The organism is Rosenbergiella sp. YN46, from assembly GCF_036620675.1.
GTDB lineage: Bacteria > Pseudomonadota > Gammaproteobacteria > Enterobacterales > Enterobacteriaceae > Jejubacter.
This window is the reverse complement of record NZ_JAZHEE010000010.1, coordinates 82,943-99,917: the sequence shown is the minus strand read 5'-3', so window position 1 is coordinate 99,917 and position 16,975 is coordinate 82,943. Positions and strand designations below refer to the sequence as shown.

The window sequence follows — 16,975 nt, the reverse complement described above, 5'->3', positions numbered from 1 at the left end:
GCGGCTCCTCAGAAATAACCCTGGCGTTTCTTCAGCTCCATCGAGCCGGCCTGGTCGCGGTCTATCATGCGCCCCTGGCGTTCGCTGGTGGTCGACACCAGCATCTCTTCGATGATTTCCGGCAGCGTCCGGGCTTCAGACTCTACGGCGCCGGTCAGCGGCCAGCAGCCCAGGGTGCGAAAGCGCACCATACGCTGTTTGATCATCTCGCCCGGCTGCAGGTCGATGCGATCGTCGTCGATCATCATCAGCATCCCATCGCGCTCCAGCACCGGACGCTCGGCCGCCAGATACAGAGGAACGATTTCAATATTTTCCAGGAAGATGTACTGCCAGATATCCAGTTCTGTCCAGTTGCTAAGCGGGAATACGCGAATGCTTTCCCCTTTGTTCACCTGGCCGTTGTAGTTGTGCCACAGCTCCGGGCGCTGGTTTTTCGGATCCCAGCGGTGAAAGCGATCGCGGAACGAATAGATACGCTCTTTAGCGCGGGATTTCTCTTCATCGCGACGCGCGCCGCCGAACGCGGCATCGAAGCCGTACTTGTTCAGCGCCTGCTTCAGCCCTTCGGTCTTCATGATATCGGTGTGCTTGGCGCTGCCGTGTACGAAGGGGTTGATCCCCATCGCCACCCCTTTCGGGTTTTTATGCACCAGCAGCTCGCAGCCGTACTCTTTGGCGGTGCGATCGCGGAATGCGTACATTTCACGAAACTTCCAGCCGGTATCGACGTGCAGTAACGGAAAAGGGAGACGGCCGGGCGAAAACGCCTTACGGGCCAGATGCAGCATCACGGAGGAGTCCTTACCGATAGAGTAAAGCATGACCGGATTAGAGAATTCCGCGGCCACCTCGCGAATGATGTGGATGCTTTCCGCCTCCAGCTGTCGCAGATGAGTGAGTCGTGTATTGTCCATAGCCTTCCCTTAAACCGGATACGCGGCACTGCCGCCGTTATTCCGGCAAATTGTTAAAGCGAATGAACGGACTATACGACCCGTGATGATTTGTTATGAAATTCCCAATTGGAATGAGGTGTTCCGTAAAAGAATAACGCGCTGGCAAAGCTTAGCCACAAAATGACTTAAGCCAGCGTTTTTTCACTGTTTAAGAGCAATAGAAATTGCAGTACAAAACCCAGGGTTTCATACTGTGCAGGCATAATTTTTTGCTGTAAAGGATTAAGGAACTCTCATGCTTTCCGCACTGTGCCGCTCACTTCTCTGCCTGATGCTGAGCGTCTGTTGCGCACTTCCCGCGGCGGCCTCATACGGCGAAACCGCCAATATTCAGGCCCGCCAGATAGCCACGCATTTTCCCGGCCGGATGATCGGCTCCCCGGCTGAGATGCTGTCGGCAGACTATTTACGCCAGCAGTTTAGCCGCTGGGGCTATCACAGCGATATTCGCCAGTTCCACAGCCGCTATATCTACACCAGCGCCGCTGGCCAAAAGAGCTGGCAGAACGTAACCGGCAGCACCGTTATCGCCGCGCACCCGGGAAAAGAGCCGCAGCAAATTATTATCATGGCGCACCTGGACACTTACACGCCGAAAAACGACGACGAGCGCGACAATAACCTGGGGGGGCTGACCCTTCAGGGCCTGGACGATAACGCCCTGGGGCTGGGCGTGATGCTGGAGCTGGCCGATCGCCTGAAAAAGGTTCCCACCCGCTACGGCATTCGCTTTATCGCCACCAGCGGCCGGGATGAAGGCCAGCCGGGCGTCAGGGATGTGTTAAAGCGTATGACGCCAAACCAGCGGCAAAAAATTCTGCTGGTCATCAACCTGGATAATCTGGTGGCGGGCGACCGGCTGTGGTTTAACAGCGGCCAAAAGACCCCGGGAAGCGTACGCAAGCTGACCCGCGATCGCGCCCTGACCCTGGCTCACCGTAAAGGGATCCCCGCCAGCGCCGGGATTCAGAGCGACAATACGCCAGGCGATATAATGCCTTTCGATCAGGCGGGCATCCCGGTGCTGAACATCAGCGCCCGCCCCACCACAGGCGCTGACGCCCGGGCCTGGCACAGCGTTACGCGCGACAACCTGCAATATCTGGACAAACACCTGCCCGGCCGCATCGAAAAACGCGCCCGTCAGATGATCAGCGTGTTGTATCCACTGGTGAAAGAGCTGGCGAAGGGGAAGGCGTAAAGCGGACAACGTAACCTGACCTCAGGATCATTCCTCGGTTTATCCCCGCTGCCGCGGGGAACATGTGCCTGATAACGCCCTGCGTGCGGCAGAAACCAGTTTATCCCCGCTGCCGCGGGGAACATCAGCATTGGTTACGAACTCTGGAAAGGCGACGCGGTTTATCCCCGCTGCCGTGGGGAACATCAGAATCTAACGAGTTACTGTCCAGTGTCATTCGGTTTATCCCCGCTGCCGCGGGGAACATGTTCAGCTTGCGCCCGGATGCGCTCACGGTCGCGGTTTATCCCCGCTGCCGCGGGGAACATCGAAAATGTGCCGTTTGAGCCACAAGATACGCCGGTTTATCCCCGCTGCCGCGGGGAACATAGCAAAAGGAATTTATTTTTGTAAACGCCTGTCGGTTTATCCCCGCTGCCGCGGGGAACATAGATACCGCATCCGTCAATCTAATTATCATGTCGGTTTATCCCCGCTGCCGCGGGGAACATTAACGTCCTGCAATATCAGGAACCAGGAATGACGGTTTATCCCCGCTGCCGCGGGGAACATGCGATGCCAGTTATCTGGTCGACCAGTTATTGCGGTTTATCCCCGCTGCCGCGGGGAACATTTTTCCGTCATGCCTGGAGTTCCTGCCATTCCCGGTTTATCCCCGCTGCCGCGGGGAACATCCATCCGGCGCCTGCTGATTCCTGACGTTGCGCGGTTTATCCCCGCTGCCGCGGGGAACATTGATGCCCCACGCGGCCCGGGCACGGCCAATGCGGTTTATCCCCGCTGCCGCGGGGAACATACTAAAAATATATACTTGTTATTAAAGAGCTTTTTCCGGATGCATCTTTCTACCAACTTTTAACCAACAATCAAGAAACATCAAAAAGTTGATAACCTATTGATTGGTAAAAGGTAAAAAAGAGACCAACCGAAGACCATCCAAATCCACCGGAATCCTTCGATTTTCACCCCAGGTCTGGAATTCAAATCCCGATTCTGAATTCGTCGCCCAAGCCATAACAATATTCCCATCCTCTGCCAGTACAGAAATTTGTTTCCAGATCATCTCCCGAATTCGGGCAGATACATCCCCAATATAAACGCCGGCACGAACCTCCAGCAGCCATACCGCCAACCTGCCACGCAGTCGGGGAGGTACATTTTCTGTTACGACAACCAGCATACTCACGGCTAGCTGCTCCGGTGTCCGCTATCTCCCAACGAAACAGGGAGCGGAATTGCGACAGGCTGTGCATCGACAGGCGGCGGCGGAGGCTCAATCTCGCCAGCCGCCAGTACTTCTTCAATCATTGGTATCAATTTCGCCAGCGTCTTACTACTACGGAAAATGTCCCGACAGGCTATACGCACTTCCCGATCAGGCTCCTCCGGATTGCGACGCGCAATTTCAAATGCCTTCGGCACCACAGTATCGAATTTGATGATATCGGCGATATCATAGACGAATGAAAGCGGCTTTCCTGTATGTACAAAACCTATGGCGGGCGCATACCCTGCCGCCAGTACGGCGGCTTCCGTCACGCCATACAGGCAGGCGGTCGCCGCACTAATGCACTGGTTTACGGTGTCGCCTTTGGCCCAGTCTTTGGGATCATAGCGGCGCCCGCTCCACTTTACGCCGTATTGCTTCGCCAACAGCGAATAAGTAGCCCGCACACGGCTACCTTCAATTCCACGTAACTGCTCTACCGAACGACGCCCCGGCGCGGGTTCACCAAAACGTAATTCGAACATTTTACGTACCACCTTGAGGCGAAGATCGTCATCCAGCGCCAGCTTTGCCTGATAGAGCAATTTATCCGATCGCGCGCCTCCCGGCTGGCCAGATGCATACAGTCGAACACCGGCTTCCCCAACCCATACCAGCAAAGTTCCAACCGTTGCAGCCAGGCGTACCGCGGCATGAGAGACACGCGTTCCCGGTTCCAGCATAATGCAGGCTACCGACCCCACCGGAATATGAGTGCGGACACCGGTTTTATCGACCAACACAAACGCGCCATCGATAACGTCTATCTGCCCATATTGAAGGAAGATCATCGAAACGCGATCTTTAAGCGGGATGGGGTTTAAAGGAAGCCAGGCCATCAACGTTTCCTTTTTACCATCAACATTCCACAACCCAATGCCTTACTTTTTCCCAGTCCAGACATCAGGGCCTGGTTAAACCCCCTGACATCACTCACACAAAGCGTTCCCGAAAAATCGACGCTACTAAAAGTGATAGGTTTTTCCTGCTGTCGACGAATACATCGATGTTGTTGGTATGCTATTACGCAGCCACCGCGTTCCTGTTCGTCCTGGAACGCGTCACCAGCCCAAAGAGCAAAGTCGTCAACGTGTGGCGAGACCAGACGAAAACCATGCCGCTCCCCCTGTCTTTCCAGCCAACTCTGTGCCGCCTGTCGTTGCCGCTCCCACCACTGCTCACGGGGAATTCCTTGCGCCTTCGCCTGATACTTCGCATCCATCATGACATCGTTACGTTTGTTATTCCGTGTAACGACAGGATTAGCTCGTAGCTGAAAATCAAGTAACATCCCCTTTTCCAATTGAGGCTGAAAAAGCTTAGTTTCAACGATAAACAGAGCGTGCTGCGTTAATGGCTGCGTAGTCGATAACATAAAGAATCGCCCATGTTCCTCCAGGCGGAAAAGAAACGATCGGGATTCCTGTTCCGGGAATAGCTGCCATAACCACTGATGGCTGGCATAGGAAGTGGCTGAATGCCATTTTTCCAACATCTCTGGTTTCAGGTTATTGAACCGGAGCTGAATACGCGACAAATACATTATTCCCTCCCCTGTAGCGAACCACAAAAACGGGTGTAGCTACCGAACTGCCAACGCTTGCGACTCGTTGGTTGGTGGGGGCTATGCAGTTTCTGCTGCCAGGAAAGACTACTTTCATCAGGGTCATCCCAGTAACACATACCTTCCTGACGGATAAAACCTGCCAGTTCCGGCACAGACATTTCCTGAGCGATTTGAATAAATAGATCCTTTAGCTTTCCCTTCATTAAACGAGGTGCCAGTGGCAGGGCCAGCGGACAAGATTTGCGGCCTAAATAGAGAGGAAAATGAGGCTCCAGCAGCGCATTTCTCAGATCCTGAAGAGAATATGGCGCACCTGGTGTAAGGCTCACCGCCACATGCCAGTAACCATCGCAGCGATATTCTCTCTGCGAAATTAACGTACCGACCTCGTCCGGCGCCAGATAAAGCTCATCACGACGAGTATAGTAATGGAGCTTCTTGTTTTCACGCGGGGCGCTAACAGTGTGATAATCCCGCAACCAGCGTTCCCGGGTAGCCAACGCATGTACGGCCAGATGATAGTTCTGGTTGAAGTCATTTAGCCGCTCTTCATCTTCCCGACGAATCCCTAAAGCAGCCGCCAATAATCCCAGTAAAGCAGAACGCGTGGGTGCCACAGCCGAATGACGGATTTCACCCGACGCTTCTTCTCCCCAGGAAGCGAGCGGCGAATAGAGCTGAAAAATCAGATATTCCTTCATAATCAATCCTTACTGGCTGACAAAGGCCAGTAGTTCCGTCAGCTTCCCTTTGCTTTCCACCACGTTCAGCTCGTTGTAATCGTCACTACAGTCGCCGTAAACGCTGTTAAAACTCTCCCGCTGCGCCTTCAGAGCGTCAATAGCCGCCAAAATCTGGTTCTGCTCACGAATTGGTTGAAAGAAGGCTGCGGCCAGTGAACGAGGCTGCTTTTTACCGATTTCAGCCAACGCATAAGAGGCATAAGCCCGGGAAGCAAAGCTATTTTGTTTACCCGTTGGCGATACCGTCAGAGCAGTTTCGGTCAAGGCAGCGATAGCGCGTCTCGCCAGCTCCTCATTGCCGCCCAGGTTTTCAACCAGCAGATCGCGACTAATGCAGATGTAGGTGTAAAACAGCGCCGACGCAAAACTCTGCTCCCCCATATGGCCAGAACCAGCATCCTGCTCTTTATTATTCAAATCATCAACGGCAGTAAAAAAATCGTCTTCGACGGTAACAGCACTTACCCCCAGCGCATGCGAAACCTGACAGGCGGCCTCAACGTTAAATTCAGGCGACGACGCCAGCATGCGACCAAACAACGCCATATCCACGCTGCGCTGCTCTTTTCTTAGCAGTTTGACCTCTTCATCCTTCGGTACGCGCTGCTCCTCAATCAGCGTTTTTACCAGTTGATTAATCAGTTCGATTTCATGGTGGCTGACGTGAACGATTTGTTCGATTTCGAGATTTTTTTCGGTCGAGGTATTTTTATCGTTTTTACGTTTACCGAATTGTTCCGCAATTTTTTCCGCCGCGCTCTTTGCCGTTTTCTCTGCAACACCGGCGACCGTCATCGGCTTATAAACATAATCCACACCAATACGACGCGTACGTTTTCCCATAAAACCATCCATCGCCGCTTCAAAGGTTTCCGATACTCGCCAGGCCCGCTTCAGACTTTGCGACGACACCCGCAGACGCTCCACGCCCCCCATATAAGCTGTTTTTGGTCTACCGGACTCGTCGCGGTTCAGGTTGGCAGGGGCGTATGCGGTTAATAAATGCAGTTGAATAAAAGTAGTCATGATTAATCCTTCCAAAGTCCATTATTTGGTTCGCGCCGTAGAGAGGTACTCATTAGCCCAGCGAATACGGTTACGTTCAAACGGGTGGCTGTTTTCCGGCTGATGCTCTTCGCGCCGTAGCCACTCTTCCATCCACAAAAAAATACTGTCGGCCAGAGAGATAATATTTACCCCTTCAGTACCACGAATTTTTACGGCACTGATTAACAAGTTGCAGAAAGTTTCGGGATCGGTTGCCTTTTGCAAACGTTCGAAGCGAAGCTTGCTTAAACAGGGACGTTCACTGCGAAGTTTTTCACCCAACTGAGCGGCAAAACTTCCCTTTCCGTTATAGTTTTTTATATAAACGGCAACGCTTGCAAATACCGCCAGAGCCATTTCATGAATCGGCGCCAGCGACATATGCGGCGATAACCGCTGGCGGAGATCGCTATAGCCTTCACACATCATTACGCCATAAGGAGGCTCCATGCGTTTTAGTTCAGCCCGCCAGGCTCGACCATTAATCTTTCGATCATTTTTATTGATATAGCGTTCGGACAGTATTTTAAACCATTCCAGCAGCGCTTCTTGCGCCTCTGGATGGGTGATTCTCCGCTCGCTTGCGGTGTTATCGTTAGACATGGAGGGATTCCTTCTCTTCTTTAGTCAGCGCCAGGAAATCCTTGCGGGATTTTTGCTTACGATAGCTACTTTCCAACATCCGTCGGGCCTCCAGTTGACGCAGCAGAATCTCGTCCGGACTATCGGGGTTGGTTAGCTCATCGCGATCGAAAACTTTGAACAGATAGTGATACAGGCTGGTTTCCCAGCAGCGTAGCGCCTGGCGAGTATCGGGATGGGTCGTGCGAGGTTCCCTGACCAACACTTTCAGTAACATTCGGAAAGCCGGTTCAGTCTCCTGCCAAAAAGCGATATCGACCATACTGAAATCGACTTTGGCTTCCTTAGGATTTTCAAAACGAGCACTTTTTAGCGCGTATCTCAGCAACGATAACGCATCGGATGCCAGCAACAGCACAAGCTGTAACACAGCAACAAAGCTTTCAGGGCAAGAAACGCTAAACAATGGAATACGATGCTGATACCAACAACGCGCCTTAGCGTTGTCCATATCCCAGGCAAAACACCACAGACTTAAAGGAATCTCCCGTCTGGCAGTACGAACCACCTTCGCAGGTTGCATCTTATTGTATTTATCCTCTCCCTGAAGTAACAACCCCAGCCAGTCTTTATAGGCCAGTCCCCCTGGCTGACCTTTCAATGCCAGCCAGGGGGCTGAAGGATCTTTCAACGCCTGGCGATAAGGGGAAAAGGGGTGTAACCAACCATCGTACTGAATGCCGTAATTTTTGCTACGCATTTCCAGCAGCAGTTGCTCATGGTATTCACCACACAAATCGCAGCTACCAGAACGGGTGTGGGAAAAATCCAGTTCAATACGGCGTGGCATTCCCCAATATGCCTGTAAGGGATGAGCATTTTCCGGCGTCACCAGGTTACCGGCTTTTTCACTGGTTTTAGTCGGCGCCAACCAGGGGAAGATAACTGGATACTGCGCTGGTATCGGCGCGCTATCCTGGGGCAACACATTGAGCCACAGCTTCTTCCACAGAGGATACTCATCTTCTTCCCGGGGGATCACCAGGGTCGTTAATGGCCCGCCGCCGCGCATTCCCACCCGATAACCTGCACCGCCTGCCGGGGAGTTAGTCTGTACAGTAAACAATGCCATCAGCGCACAGTGAGGGCAGATTTGTTCTACGCCGCCGCGTTTAACGAAATGGTCTTTATTAAGTTTCAGGGCGTTGCCGCCGGGAGCATCAATAAGCAGTCCGGAAATCACACCGTTGTCGCTATCCAACGGTTCAAAACTTTGCAGAAAGGAAGGTTTCTGTTCGCCAAACTGTAACGCCGGAGAAAGGGAAGCCAGCCCCTGTGACCATGCTTCGGCCTCAATGCCCTCATGCCATACCTCCTCCCAGTCGTCCTCATCTTCGGGCGCAACACAACATTGCAGGATACCAATCAGCATTTGCCATGCCGCCCCCTGAAAATCGGGCCGGGGCCAGGCGACATCCTGAATGCTATCGTCCAACAGCCCGGACAGAGAAATTCTGGTTTTTTCACCACTGGAGAAGATAACGGGAAGCCATTTTTCTTTAGTTAAATCCATTCAGTCTCTCCTGTAAGGCAGGTCCCTTTAGGGACCTGCCGGACGCTAGATACGCCTTAACCCATACAAAAGAAATGCAACCAACATCATCATTTCCTCATGGGTAAGCGTGAAAGAAACCACCATTGAATATGTTCCCCGCGTAAGCGGGGATAACCCCTTCTCAAAATACTGTATCCCCGCACCATCCCCTACTAGAATCCCTATTATATCTATGGCTTAAGGGACAAAAGGATGACAGCTACAACAGTTCCGAACTTTCTACGCTATTGGGGAAAAACTAATCGTTCGGGCGATGATACCCTTGCCCCCTATCACCTGCTGCCTTACCACTGTCTGGATGTCGCCGCATGCGGGTATGCCATCGTTAAAAGTAACCTGTTTGGTATTCAGGACGTTTTAAGCAAATACGGGATCAGAGGCAAGGATGCAGAAAACTGGATTGCCTGGCTTTTTGCCAGTCATGACATTGGAAAATTCGCTCGGGGATTTCAGCAATACGCTCCTTTCCCCAAATCCCCTCTGGTTCCTCCGGTAAGCGGTATTGCGGCCCTGGAGCGTCACGACTCGTTAGGCTTTTATTTATGGCAAAAATTGATTGAAGGTTGGTGTAGTGGCAGTAACGATCTACTCCCCGCCATCCCTCGGGAACAACGTACCCGGTTGAAAAGTGCCCTCGATATCTGGATATCCGTCAGTACAGGACACCACGGGATCCCACCCGATACGCTAACCAGCAAATGCTCACTGGCTTTTGACGATACCGATATCGCGGCTGCGGGCCACTATCTGGAGGAATTAAGCCGACTATTTCCCTTTACCCTACCTCAGGAATGGCAGCGCAAAGCAGGTAAGAAACAGCTCAGGCTGGATAGCTGGTTCTTCGCCGCGCTAATGACACTAGCCGACTGGATGGGTTCAGACGAAACGCAATTCCCTCTTCTCAGCGAGCCTATGCCACTGGACCAGTATTGGCCTATCGCATGCGAAAACGCGCAGCGGGCAATTCAGCGGATTCCCCCGCTGTCACAGCATAGTCCGTATAGCGGGCATCAGACGCTATTCCCATTTATCCATAATCTGACACCACTCCAACAACGGGCGACAACGCTGGATATCACTGCCCCCGGTCCGCAGCTTATTATTCTGGAAGATGTAACCGGTGCAGGCAAAACCGAAGCGGCAGTGATCCTGACCCACCGTCTGATGTCTGCCGGAAAAGGAGCAGGCCTGTACGTCGGGCTGCCAACGATGGCGACAGCTAACGCCATGTACAGCCGACTGGCTAAAGCCTACCGTGCGCTCTTTTCACCACAGACCAGACCTTCGCTTATCCTGGCCCACGGCGGCAGAGAGATGTCATCATCGTTCAGGGAGTCAGTGTGGCAACCTGACGATGGCACGGCTGATAGATATGCCGCTAACGATGCCAGTGCCCAGGCTGAATGCCACGCCTGGTTTGCTGATTCCCGTAAAAAAGCGTTACTGGCCGAAGTCGGCGTCGGGACGCTCGATCAATTGCTGATGGCGGTAATGCCCTTTCGCCATCAGTCACTTCGTCTGTTAGGCATGCGCGATAAGATTTTATTGTTGGACGAAGTGCACGCCTACGACAGCTATATGGTGAAATTACTGGAAGGACTACTCCGCTTTCATGCGGCCCAGGGCGGTAGCGCCATTATTCTTAGTGCAACGCTACCGGCTTCTCTGCGGGAAAAATTGCTCAACGCCTTTAATAGCGGTGCCGAATTCACCGCAACAGACGCCCGATATGATGCAGGTTATCCTTGGCTAAGCCATCTATCTGCTACAGGTCTGGACGAAGAAGCGCTGGAAACACGCCCGGAAGTAGAGCGCACCGTGTCCATTAACTGGCTGCATACACGTACCGATGCACTAAAGGTCATCAGGCAGGCCGTGGAGTCCGGACAGTGCATTTGTTGGGTCCGTAATACCGTCGATGATGCTCTGGATATATTTCAGCAACTACTCAATGATGGCGGGATACCTCCTCAGGATTTGTTGCTGTTTCACAGCCGTTTTGCCTTTGTCGATCGTCTGAATATAGAGGAAAAGACGCTGAGCTGGTTTGGTAAAAGTACACCAGCAGAGGAGCGTCGCGGTAAGGTGCTTATCGCCACCCAGGTTGTCGAACAGAGTCTGGATCTGGATTTTGACTGGATGATTTCCGATCTGGCTCCCATTGATTTACTGATCCAACGAGCGGGCCGATTACAGCGCCATATTCGCAATGCGCAGGGGCAACCTAAAGACTCTCTGCCTGACGAACGCCAACCGCCGGTGTTACATATTCTGGCACCTGAATGGCAACCTGAGGCAAAATCGGGATGGCTGGGAGAAGCGTTACGCGGTACCGGTTATGTCTATCCCGACCACGCCTGCCTGTGGCGTACCCAGGCATTGCTCAAAAAGCATGGGGAAATCCGTATGCCGGAATATGCCCGAACACTGGTCGATGGCGTCTACGAACAAGAGATTATCGCACCGCCCGGTTTACAGACCATATCAGATATGAATTTTGGCAAAGTGCTTAGTCAACGCGCCGTCGCAACACAGAATCTGTTACAGCGCGATAAAGGATATCACCGGGAGTCCAGCGATTTTTTATGGGACAACGAGCGCGAATTTTCCACCCGGCTGGGGGAAGAAAGTGTTGATGTTTATCTTGCCTGGCAGGATGAGGATCATCGCTTACATCCGATAGTCAACGACGGAGATTACCGCTGGGAGAAAAGCCGCCTTTCGGTACGCCTTTCCTGGTGGCAGAAAAAGTCCGTCGGCTTCCACCTCCCCGACGATGAGTCCCTGGAACAATTCCGTAATCAGCAACACCGCCCGATAGCCCAGATACTTCTGGTATCGCCACAAGGGGAGGCTGTTTATTACAGCAAACGTTTTGGGCTGACCGGCGGACATCTGGCATGATGTAGGGCTCCCCACTCACGTGGGGAGCACACTACCCCTCATGCAGCCCGCACTCGCGCTTAAGGCCAAAGAAGCGGGTCTCCTCTTCCGCCATGCCTGGCTCCCACTTGCGGGTGGTGTGGGTATCCCCCACCGACAGATAGCCTTCGTCCCACAGCGGGTGGTATTTCAGGTCATGCTGCTTCAGGTACTGGTACACCGTGCGGTTATCCCAGTCGATAATCGGCAGGATCTTAAATACCCCACGCTGGACGCCCAGCACCGGCAGGCTGGCGCGGCTGTCAGACTGCTCGCGGCGCAGGCCGGCGAACCAGGTTTGTGCCTCCAGGCTTTCCAGCGCCCGGTTCATCGGCTCCACTTTGTTGATCTGGTTGTAGCGCTCGATGCCTTCCACGCCCTGCTCCCACAGCTTGCCGTAGCGCGCTTCCTGCCAGGCGGGGCTTTCACTGGCCCGAAACACCTTCAGGTTCAGCTTTAACTTTTCGGTCAGTTCATCGATAAAGCGATAGGTTTCTGGAAACAGGTAGCCGGTATCGGTCAGGATCACCGGGATATCGGGCCGCTGCCGGGTCACCAGATGCAGACAAACCGCCGCCTGAATGCCGAAGCTCGACGACAGCACAAATTCGCCGGGCAGGTTTTCCAGCGCCCATGCCACGCGATCCTGAGCGCTTAGCGCCTCCAGTTGGGCATTGGTGTCGGCCAGCGCCTGGTCGCGCTGCGCTTTCGGTAAGGCGTTTAGCGCCGTGAGATCAAGTATGGACATCGTTTCCCCCTCCTCTGCCCCCTTCCCCTCACCCCGGCCCTCTCCTGAAGGGAGAGGGGGCAGGTAAGAGAGAGGGCCAGAGGTTATCGTTTATTCCCAGAAATCGCGCGCCGGATCGAGAACCGGCCGCACAATGCCGGTACGCACGGTGAAGTCGCCGAAGCCTTCGCCCGCTTCACGCTCTTTGGCCCAGCGCCCTACCAGTTCATCAAGAATGCTGAGGATCTCCGGCTCGGTGATGTTTTCCCGGAACATCCGCGGAATGCGGGTGCCGATGCGGTTGCCCCCAAGGTGCAGGTTATAGCGCCCGGGCGCTTTGCCCACCAGCCCCACTTCCGCCAGCATGGCGCGGCCGCAGCCGTTGGGGCAGCCGGTTACGCGCAGAACGATATGCTCGTCCGCCACGCCGTGAGCCGCCATCAGCCCTTCCACCTTATCAACAAAGCCGGGCAGGAAACGCTCGGCTTCCGCCATCGCCAGCGGGCAGGTCGGGAAAGAGACGCAGGCCATCGAGTTTTCCCGCTGGCGGGACGTCGCCGCCATCAGGCCATGCTCCCGGGCCAGCGCTTCGATAGAAGCTTTATCGCTTTCCGGCACCCCGGCGATGATCAGGTTCTGGTTGGCGGTCAGGCGCAGATCGCCCTTGTGGATTTCAGCAATCTTACGCAGCCCGGTCTTCAGCGGGCGCCCCGGATAGTCCAGGATACGGCCGTTTTCGATAAACAGCGTCAGATGCCACTTATCGTCGATCCCCTTCACCCAGCCGATACGATCGCCGCGACCGGTGAATTCATAAGGGCGGATCGGCTCAAACGTAATACCTGCCCGGCGCTCCACTTCAGCCTTAAAGGTGTCCACGCCTACGCGCTCAAGGGTGTATTTGGTCTTGGCGTTTTTACGGTCGGTACGGTTGCCCCAGTCGCGCTGGGTGGTGACCACCGCTTCCGCCACCGCCAGGGTGTGCTCCAGCGGAATATAGCCGAACTCGCTGGCGGTACGGGCATAGGTTTTCTTGTTGCCGTGCTCGATGGAAAGACCGCCGCCCACCAGCAGGTTAAAGCCCACCAGCCTGCCGTTTTCGGCAATGGCCACAAAGTTCATATCGTTGGCGTGCAGATCCACATCGTTCTGCGGCGGCACCACCACCGTGGTTTTAAATTTACGCGGCAGATAGGTCGGCCCGAGGATCGGCTCTTCATCGGTGGTGGCCACTTTTTCCTGGTCCAGCCAGATTTCGGCATAGGCCCGGGTGCGCGGCAGCAGGTGCTCAGAGAGCTTCTTCGCCCACTCGTAAGCCTCGGCGTGCAGCTGCGACTCAATCGGGTTAGAGGTGCACAGCACGTTACGGTTCATGTCGTTGGCGGTCGCCAGCGCGTCCAGCCCCACCTCGTGCAGCATCTGGTGCACCGGTTTCACGTTCTTCTTCAGAATGCCGTGAAACTGGAAGGTCTGGCGGTTGGTCAGACGAATGCTGCCATACAGCGTTTTTTCGCCGGCGAATTTGTCGATGGCCAGCCACTGCTTCGTAGTCATAATGCCGCCCGGCAGGCGGCAGCGCAGCAGCATGGCGTGGCGCGGCTCCAGTTTCTGTTCGGCGCGTTCGGCGCGAATGTCGCGATCGTCCTGCTGATACATGCCGTGAAAGCGGATCAGCAGAAAGTTGTCGCCCTTAAATCCGCCGGTCAGGCCGTCGTTTAAATCTTCGGCAATAGTGCCGCGCAGGAAGTTGCTCTCAAGCTTCATGCGCTCGGCATCGGCCAGTTTACCTTCGACCACCAAGGGCCCGGGATGTTTTTCGCTCATTAGTAAACGTCTCGCTGATAACGGCGCTCTACGCGCAGCTCACTTAAATATTCATCCGCCGCTTCCAGGTCCATGCTCCCCTGTTCGGCAATCACTTCCAGAAGCGCCTGCTCAACGTCTTTCGCCATGCGATTGGCGTCGCCGCAGACGTAAATATGGGCGCCGTCGTTAATCCAGCGCCACAGCTCTGCGCTCTGTTCGCGCAGTTTATCCTGTACGTAAATCTTCTCTTGCTGGTCGCGGGACCAGGCAAGGTCAATACGGGTCAGCAAACCTTCTTTCACATAGCGCTGCCACTCCACCTGATAGAGGAAATCCTCGGTAAAATGCGGATTACCGAACAGCAGCCAGTTTTTGCCGGTTGCCCCCTGGGCATCGCGCTCCTGCATAAAGGCGCGGAACGGTGCGATACCGGTGCCGGGGCCAATCATAATGACCGGCGTTTCCGGATTCGCGGGCAGGCGGAAATTGTCGTTGTGTTCGATAAACACCCGCACTTCGCCATCTTCTTCCACCCGGTCGGCCAGGAAGCCGGAAGCGCCGCCGCTACGGGCACGCCCTTCAACCTCGTAGCGCACCACGCCAACGGTGATATGCACTTCGTTTTCCACCTCGGCCTGGGACGAAGCTATGGAGTACAGGCGCGGCGTCAGCGGGCGCAGTAACCCGATAAGCTGCTGAGCCTCCAGTTGGGCCGGAGCGAAGCGCGCCATATCGACTATCGGCGTGGTAGCCGCATAGTGGTGCAGCTTATCGCGATCGCCCACCAGCTCCAGCAGCGCGTCATTACGGGTCAGGGTGGCGTATTTTTCTACGATGCCCGCGGTATTCACCGTCAGCTCGAAATGCCACTGTAGCGCTTCGCTGAGCGCCAGAGATTCACCGTTCACCTCAACGATCTCATCGCCCTTCAGCCACAGCAGCTCGAGGAGCTCCTGCACCAGCGCCGGGTCGTTCTGATACCAGACGCCCAGCGCGTCTCCCGGTTGATAGCGCAGGCCGGAATCGCCAAGATCGATCTCCAGGTGGCGCACGTCTTTATCAGAGCCGCGCCCCGTAATTTTCTGGTTCACGGCAAGCGATGCCGCAAACGGCGCCTCTTTAGTCCATGGCGTGGTGACAATTTCACTCACCGCACCGGCAACGGCGCCAGGAGCCGGGGCTCCCTGAGGCGCTTTCGCCTTCAGGATTTCGGTAATACGCTGGCGCCAGTTTTCCGCCGCCGCCTGAAACTCTACGTCGGCATCCACGCGATCCAGCAGCCGTTCCGCGCCCAGCTCCGCCAGGCGGGCGTCGAAATCCTTACCCGACTGGCAGAAGAACTCATAGGAGGTATCCCCCAGGCCAAATACCGCGAAGGCGGTGTCCGTCAGCTTCGGCGCCTTCTTCGAAAACAGATACTTATGCAGCGCGACCGCCTCTTCCGGCGGCTCCCCTTCCCCCTGAGTGGAGGCAACCAGCACCAGCAGTTTTTCCTGGGCTATCTGTTTGAATTTATAGTCGCCGGCGTTGACCAGGTTGACGTTCAGCTTCGCCGCCAGCAGGTCGTCGCGCAGCTGCTCGGCCACCCGCCGGGCGTTACCGGTCTGGGAAGCCGAAATCAGGGTGATCGCCGCCGCTTGCGGTGCTGGAGCCCCCCCAACGGTTGCGCCAGGCTGTTGATTTACCATCCCCCAGAAGTAGCCGGAAAGCCATGCCAGCTGGGTGGGAGAGAAGTCCGTGGTCGCCGCCTGGAGGCGCGCCAGCTGTTCCGGCGTTAACGGAAGCAGCGAAGTGGGAGGAGCCTGAGTCGTCATGCGTCGTTATGTTCCAGTATGCTAAAAGCGTTCACCCGCCCCGGAATGCCAGATTAGTGCGACCAAACGGCGCATCAGGTGTCCTGGCCCCTGCGGGCGAAAACAGAAGTGAAAGTAAGGTTAACGGCGGGGGTAATAACAATTAAAGAAGGGATGGAAATAATTAATAACCAAATCGCCTAACCGCTTTTTATGTTATTGATTAACGTAAAAACAGATTTGTTAACCAATTGATTTATATGTTAAACATAAGTTTCATCACCTGAAAAGGGCGAAACTTGCGCAAAGCGGGTTTTAGTTAATGCCAAAAAAAATCATTTCCGGTACTATGCGGCGGTTTTTTGTCACACCGAGGCCTGCACATGTCAACCACCCTGTTTAAAGAGTTCACCTTCGAAGCCGCACACCGGCTGCCCCACGTGCCGGAAGGCCACAAGTGCGGGCGCCTGCATGGCCACTCCTTTATGGTGCGCCTGGAAGTGACCGGCGAAGTGGATCCCCATACTGGTTGGGTCATCGACTTTGCCGAGCTGAAAGCGGCGTTTAAGCCCACCTGGGAGCGCCTGGATCACCACTATCTTAACGATATTCCGGGGCTGGAAAATCCCACCAGCGAAGTGCTGGCCCGCTGGATCTGGCAGCAGATTAAGCCGCAACTGCCGCTGCTGAGCGCGGTTCAGGTAAAAGAGACCTGCACGGCGGGTTGCGTCTACCGGGGCGAGTAA

14 protein-coding genes and 1 CRISPR repeat array are annotated in these 16,975 nt (G+C 54.8%); of the genes, 3 read left to right on the top strand and 11 right to left on the bottom strand.

The window, feature by feature from the left end:
- Window positions 1–8: 8 nt before the first annotated feature.
- Complete coding sequence (cysD, locus tag V3W49_RS10305) at window positions 9–917, bottom strand: sulfate adenylyltransferase subunit CysD (protein ID WP_500145262.1); 909 nt, start codon at window positions 915–917, stop codon at window positions 9–11.
- Window positions 918–1,194: 277 nt separating this feature from the next.
- On the opposite strand from cysD, the gene V3W49_RS10300 reads away from it, so the two are divergent.
- Window positions 1,195–2,160, top strand: a complete 966-nt coding sequence (locus V3W49_RS10300; RefSeq protein ID WP_500145261.1) for an aminopeptidase — start codon at window positions 1,195–1,197, stop codon at window positions 2,158–2,160.
- Window positions 2,161–2,195: 35 nt separating this feature from the next.
- Window positions 2,196–2,956: direct repeats of the CRISPR family, unit length 29 nt; unit sequence CGGTTTATCCCCGCTGCCGCGGGGAACAT.
- Between the two features lie 96 nt (window positions 2,957–3,052).
- On the opposite strand, the gene cas2e is transcribed toward V3W49_RS10300, so the two are convergent.
- The 7 genes from cas2e to casA are packed head-to-tail and all read right to left on the bottom strand — an operon-like array spanning window position 3,053 to window position 8,939.
- The gene (gene cas2e / locus V3W49_RS10295) at window positions 3,053–3,346 is read right to left on the bottom strand and encodes a type I-E CRISPR-associated endoribonuclease Cas2e (protein ID WP_500145260.1); all 294 of its coding nucleotides are present in this window, start codon (window positions 3,344–3,346) and stop codon (window positions 3,053–3,055) included.
- Window positions 3,347–3,348: 2 nt separating this feature from the next.
- Complete coding sequence (cas1e, locus tag V3W49_RS10290; RefSeq protein ID WP_500145259.1) at window positions 3,349–4,266, bottom strand: type I-E CRISPR-associated endonuclease Cas1e; 918 nt, start codon at window positions 4,264–4,266, stop codon at window positions 3,349–3,351.
- Window positions 4,266–4,970 carry a type I-E CRISPR-associated protein Cas6/Cse3/CasE gene (gene cas6e, locus V3W49_RS10285; RefSeq protein ID WP_500145258.1) on the bottom strand — a complete coding sequence of 235 codons (705 nt, stop codon included), beginning with the start codon at window positions 4,968–4,970 and terminating at the stop codon, window positions 4,266–4,268. Before cas6e ends, cas1e begins: the two co-directional genes overlap by 1 nt.
- Window positions 4,970–5,695, bottom strand: coding sequence for a type I-E CRISPR-associated protein Cas5/CasD (gene cas5e, locus V3W49_RS10280; RefSeq protein WP_500145257.1), 726 nt, complete (start codon window positions 5,693–5,695; stop codon window positions 4,970–4,972). The genes cas6e and cas5e overlap by 1 nt, the downstream gene beginning before the upstream one ends.
- A 9-nt stretch (window positions 5,696–5,704) precedes the next feature.
- Window positions 5,705–6,763 carry a type I-E CRISPR-associated protein Cas7/Cse4/CasC gene (gene cas7e, locus V3W49_RS10275; protein ID WP_500145256.1) on the bottom strand — a complete coding sequence of 353 codons (1,059 nt, stop codon included), beginning with the start codon at window positions 6,761–6,763 and terminating at the stop codon, window positions 5,705–5,707.
- 21 nt (window positions 6,764–6,784) lie between these two features.
- Window positions 6,785–7,387: a type I-E CRISPR-associated protein Cse2/CasB gene (gene casB, locus V3W49_RS10270; protein WP_500145255.1), complete on the bottom strand. Its 603-nt coding sequence runs from the start codon at window positions 7,385–7,387 to the stop codon at window positions 6,785–6,787.
- Window positions 7,380–8,939 carry a type I-E CRISPR-associated protein Cse1/CasA gene (gene casA / locus V3W49_RS10265; protein ID WP_500145254.1) on the bottom strand — a complete coding sequence of 520 codons (1,560 nt, stop codon included), beginning with the start codon at window positions 8,937–8,939 and terminating at the stop codon, window positions 7,380–7,382. Before casA ends, casB begins: the two co-directional genes overlap by 8 nt.
- A 234-nt stretch (window positions 8,940–9,173) precedes the next feature.
- Here casA and cas3 point away from each other — a divergent pair, with 234 nt between their 5' ends.
- Entirely contained in the window at window positions 9,174–11,885 is a 2,712-nt protein-coding gene (gene cas3 / locus V3W49_RS10260) for a CRISPR-associated helicase Cas3' (RefSeq protein WP_500145253.1), read from the top strand.
- 31 nt (window positions 11,886–11,916) lie between these two features.
- Here the strand turns inward: cas3 and cysH are convergent, their stop codons facing one another.
- From cysH to cysJ, 3 genes are all read right to left on the bottom strand, one after another.
- The gene (cysH, locus tag V3W49_RS10255; RefSeq protein WP_500145252.1) at window positions 11,917–12,651 is read right to left on the bottom strand and encodes a phosphoadenosine phosphosulfate reductase; all 735 of its coding nucleotides are present in this window, start codon (window positions 12,649–12,651) and stop codon (window positions 11,917–11,919) included.
- A 90-nt stretch (window positions 12,652–12,741) separates the two neighbouring features.
- Window positions 12,742–14,454: an assimilatory sulfite reductase (NADPH) hemoprotein subunit gene (gene cysI / locus V3W49_RS10250; protein ID WP_500145251.1), complete on the bottom strand. Its 1,713-nt coding sequence runs from the start codon at window positions 14,452–14,454 to the stop codon at window positions 12,742–12,744.
- A complete protein-coding gene (gene cysJ, locus V3W49_RS10245) occupies window positions 14,454–16,250 on the bottom strand; it encodes an NADPH-dependent assimilatory sulfite reductase flavoprotein subunit (RefSeq protein WP_500145250.1) in 1,797 nt (598 codons plus the stop codon). Before cysJ ends, cysI begins: the two co-directional genes overlap by 1 nt.
- Before the next feature lie 362 nt (window positions 16,251–16,612).
- Between cysJ and queD the strand changes: the two genes are divergently transcribed.
- Window positions 16,613–16,975, top strand: a complete 363-nt coding sequence (queD, locus tag V3W49_RS10240; protein ID WP_500145249.1) for a 6-carboxytetrahydropterin synthase QueD — start codon at window positions 16,613–16,615, stop codon at window positions 16,973–16,975.

What these genes read in the sequence shown, in the direction of transcription:
- cysD (WP_500145262.1), bottom strand. Translation starts at nt 917, where the DNA reads ATGGACAATACACGACTCACTCATCTGCGACAGCTGGAGGCGGAAAGC.
- V3W49_RS10300 (WP_500145261.1), top strand. Translation starts at nt 1,195, where the DNA reads ATGCTTTCCGCACTGTGCCGCTCACTTCTCTGCCTGATGCTGAGCGTC.
- cas1e (WP_500145259.1), bottom strand. Translation starts at nt 4,266, where the DNA reads ATGGCCTGGCTTCCTTTAAACCCCATCCCGCTTAAAGATCGCGTTTCG.
- cas6e (WP_500145258.1), bottom strand. Translation starts at nt 4,970, where the DNA reads ATGTATTTGTCGCGTATTCAGCTCCGGTTCAATAACCTGAAACCAGAG.
- cas5e (WP_500145257.1), bottom strand. Translation starts at nt 5,695, where the DNA reads ATGAAGGAATATCTGATTTTTCAGCTCTATTCGCCGCTCGCTTCCTGG.
- cas7e (WP_500145256.1), bottom strand. Translation starts at nt 6,763, where the DNA reads ATGACTACTTTTATTCAACTGCATTTATTAACCGCATACGCCCCTGCC.
- casB (WP_500145255.1), bottom strand. Translation starts at nt 7,387, where the DNA reads ATGTCTAACGATAACACCGCAAGCGAGCGGAGAATCACCCATCCAGAG.
- casA (WP_500145254.1), bottom strand. Translation starts at nt 8,939, where the DNA reads ATGGATTTAACTAAAGAAAAATGGCTTCCCGTTATCTTCTCCAGTGGT.
- cas3 (WP_500145253.1), top strand. Translation starts at nt 9,174, where the DNA reads ATGACAGCTACAACAGTTCCGAACTTTCTACGCTATTGGGGAAAAACT.
- cysH (WP_500145252.1), bottom strand. Translation starts at nt 12,651, where the DNA reads ATGTCCATACTTGATCTCACGGCGCTAAACGCCTTACCGAAAGCGCAG.
- cysI (WP_500145251.1), bottom strand. Translation starts at nt 14,454, where the DNA reads ATGAGCGAAAAACATCCCGGGCCCTTGGTGGTCGAAGGTAAACTGGCC.
- cysJ (WP_500145250.1), bottom strand. Translation starts at nt 16,250, where the DNA reads ATGACGACTCAGGCTCCTCCCACTTCGCTGCTTCCGTTAACGCCGGAA.
- queD (WP_500145249.1), top strand. Translation starts at nt 16,613, where the DNA reads ATGTCAACCACCCTGTTTAAAGAGTTCACCTTCGAAGCCGCACACCGG.